Annotated in this window: 1 pseudogene; it reads left to right on the forward strand. The window is 79.1% G+C overall.

Annotated elements, in window-relative coordinates:
- Positions 1-219: 219 nt before the first annotated feature.
- Positions 220-3536 (forward strand): annotated as a pseudogene (locus tag AOK18_RS11290) (serine protease); the annotation flags it as partial.

Raw genomic sequence — 3536 nt, forward strand, 5'->3', positions numbered from 1 at the left:
CGCGTGTCACCGCCCCACGGCCCCCCTCGTTTCCCCCACCTCCAGGGTTTATCCACTTGCGGCCTTCCTTTCACCCGTAAGTGCAGGCGCTCGGAGTGAACGGGGGGAGCGGAAGGGGGCGCGTTCGCCGAGGACGCCGTACCGCTGATCAGCCCGGCCCTACTGTCGGGCCGAGGCAGTCGAAGGCACAGCACGAAGACACGGCATGAAGGTTCGACGATGATGTCGCGCGACCCGTCCCGTCACGAGCGGGGCACGCTCCACGACCCGGCCGACCGGAGTCCGGGGGAGGCCCCCGGGACCCGGCGGGAGTCCTGCCCCACCGACGTCCTCGTCCGCGTCCGGGACCTCGGCGGGCGCCCGCGCGGCCTCGCCTTCCCCGCCGACCACCGCGGCACGCTGATCACCGGCCACGAGACCGTCGACGGCCTCCCCGGCCTCGTCCTGCACGCCCCCGGCGACCGCCACCGCGTCGTGGGCGCCGACGCCGTCACCCCGCTGCCCGAACTGGGCCTCGCCCTCGTCCGCGCCGAAGGACTCGGCGCGGAGCCGCTGCCCGTCACCGCACGGGACCGCTTCGACAGCGGCACCTACGTGCGGATCGCCGCCGGGTGCTGGCGCGAGGCACGGGTGCTCGACGCGACCACCGTGACGTACACCGCCGCCGAGCACTGCCACACCCTCGACGACGTGCTGGAACTCGCCGTCGGCACCACCGGCCGCGACGCGCTGCGCACCGGCGGCGGAGCGGCCGGCGGCCCGGTGCTCGACGCCGCCACCGGCGCCGTCCTCGGCGTCCTCGGCACCGCGTTCCGCGCCGGCGGGCGCGAGGGCGGCTTCGCCGTGCCGCTCCGTCCCGCCCCGGGCCCCCTCGCCGCCCTCCTCGCCGAGAACGCGGCGACGGTCCCCGCGTACGGCACCGACCTCAACCTCGCGGGCGTGCTGGAACTCACCGCCACCTCGGTCGGGCAGGACGGCCCGTCGGGCGCCCTCGTCCCCGGCGACGTCGTTCCGGTGGAGCGGGCCGCGGTCACCGCGGAGTTCACCGCGTTCGAGCACGGCCGGGCCGCGGTCCTCGGTCTCGTCGGGCCCCCCGGCAGCGGCCGGACGACGGAGCTCGCGGCGCTCGCCGCCCGCCGCCACCGCGCCGGCGCCCCCACGCTGTGGCTGCGCGGCGCCGATCTGCGGGAGGACGACCTCTCCGTCGCCGACGCGGCCCGGCGGGCACTCGACCGGGCCGCCCGCATCGTCGCCGCCTCCCGCTCCCGGATCCCGGCCGGATCCGAGGGCCTCGGCGACACCGGCCCGGACCGTCTCGCCGGCCTGGCCCGCGGCGCCGGCCGCCCGCTGCTCCTCCTCCTCGACGGCCCCGAGGAGATGCCGCCCGCCCTGGCCGGCCGCCTCGCCCGGTGGAGCGACGGAACGGCACGGTGGCTGCGGCGGACCGGAGCGCGCCTGACGGTGGGATGCCGCGCGGAGTACTGGGAGGAGGCGGGCGCGTTCCTCCCGGCGGAGCTGCTGCACCGGCCCCGGGGCGGGTCCCCGGGCGGCCCCCCGGCCGAGGGCCTCCCCGCGTGCGTGCGTCTCGGCGACCTGACCGCCGACGAGGCCGTCGAGGCACGGGCCCGCTACGGCATCCCGGAGGGCTCCCCGGCCGACACCCGGCACCCGCTGACCCTCCGGCTGCTCGCGGAGGTCAGGGCCGCCCTCGCCGACGCCCCGGACGCGCCGGACGCCCGCGCGGACCACCACGAGGTCCTCTCCGCCCACCTGGACCTGATGTGCCTGCGCGTGGCCGTACGCCTCGCCGCCGGGAGCGGACTGCGCGGCACCGCCGTACGCCGGCTGGCCGCCAGGGTCTCCGGCCAGGTGCACGAAGCCGCCCGGCGCGGCCTCGGCCCCGGGCAGGGCGAACTGGACCGGAAGGCGTTCGAGGCGGTGTTCCCCTGGGGGCCCGCCCCGGCCCGGCTCGGCGAGGTCACCGGCTGGGCCCACGCCGTACTCGCCGAAGGCCTCCTCGTCCCCGCCGGGACCGGCTACCGCTTCGCGCACGAGGAACTCGCCGACTGGCTCCAGGGCACCCACCTGGACCTGGACGGGGCCCTGCGCGCACTGGTCCACGGCGGCCCCGGCAGCACCGACGGCACCCCCGTTCCGCACCACCGCGTCGGACCCGTCGTCCAGGCCATGCTGCTGCTCGCCCGGCGGCACGGAACGGGTCCGCTCGCCTCCCGGCTCGCCGGCCTGGTGCACGCCCTCGACGCCGGCACCGGCTCGTGGTGGGCCGCCCGGCTGCTCACCGAGACCCTCGCACGCGTGCCCGACGCGACGCCCTACACCGGGGTGCTGCGGCTGCTGGCCGACCGGATCGTGGCCTGGCGGCGGCAGCGGCGGCCGGTCCCCGGCGAGCTGGGCCCCGCCTTCTGGACCGCTCTCCCGCTGCCCCTGGAGACCGGCTTCGAGCTGCTGCGCGGACTCGTGCACGCCGACGGCCCCCCGGGCGAGGCCGGCCCCCGGTTCCTGGACGCCGCCTCCCGCCTGTTCGGCGCCGACCCCGCCGCCGTGCTCCCGCACCTCGTCCGGTGGTTCGAGGACGAACGGCCGCTGCCCGCCACCCCGCACGCGACGGCCGCGACGGCGGCACAGGCCCTGCTGCACACCCACCGGCACCGTGCCCCGGACACCCTGACCGAGGCGCTCGCCGACAGTCCGCACCGGCGGGCCCGACAACTGCTCGGCGCGCTGGCCGAGGAGGACCCCTCGACGGTGTGCCGGGCCGTCGACCGCTGGGCGCGCGACGAACGCCCCGCCCGCCGCGCGGCAGCGGTGACCTACGGGCTGCTGGCCGCGCCGCACGCCCGCGACGAGGCCGACCGCACCCTGCTGCGGTACGCGGCCCTCACCCTGCTCGTCCGCACCGAGGACCGTGCCCTGCACGGCGGCGCGCTCGCCCTGCTCGTCCAGGACCCGAGCAGCAGGGACCGCCACCTCGCGCGGGCCCTGGAACACTTCGCGGCCGGCGATCCCTACGTCCCGCCGAGCGCCCTGGCCGGCGCCCTCACCACCCATCCGGAGGCCGTCCTCGACGCCTTCCGGGCGAGGCTCGCCCGGCCGGACACCGGCGGGGCGCCGGACGCTCCCGCCGGTGTGCCCGCCCACCTCGACGCGACCGTCCCCACCGGGGCGGCCGCGGCCGCCGGCACGTCCGGTCCGGCCCTCCGCGCCGCCGCGCGGGCGAGGACGGCGGTGGAACGGCGGCCGGGCCTCGCGGGACGGCCGGCCGCGCACGGGGACCGGCGCCCGGACCCGGAGCCGGCCGACCTCGACGTCCGCCTGCCCCTGCTCGCCGGCCTGCTGGACGCCGGACCGTAGCTGCCGCGGAGGCCACCCCCGCCGGTGCCCTCGCCCTCGCCGGGCCCGGCACCCCCGCCTCTCACCCCTCGCGCCGCGAACCGCTGGACCCGCTCCCTACCCGCGACCACGGCTCCGGCCGCCTGACCGCGGTGCCGGGCCCGGCGAGGGCGAGGGCACCGGCG

The organism is Streptomyces prasinopilosus (assembly GCF_001419695.1).
GTDB classification, from domain to species: Bacteria; Actinomycetota; Actinomycetes; order Streptomycetales; family Streptomycetaceae; genus Streptomyces; species Streptomyces prasinopilosus.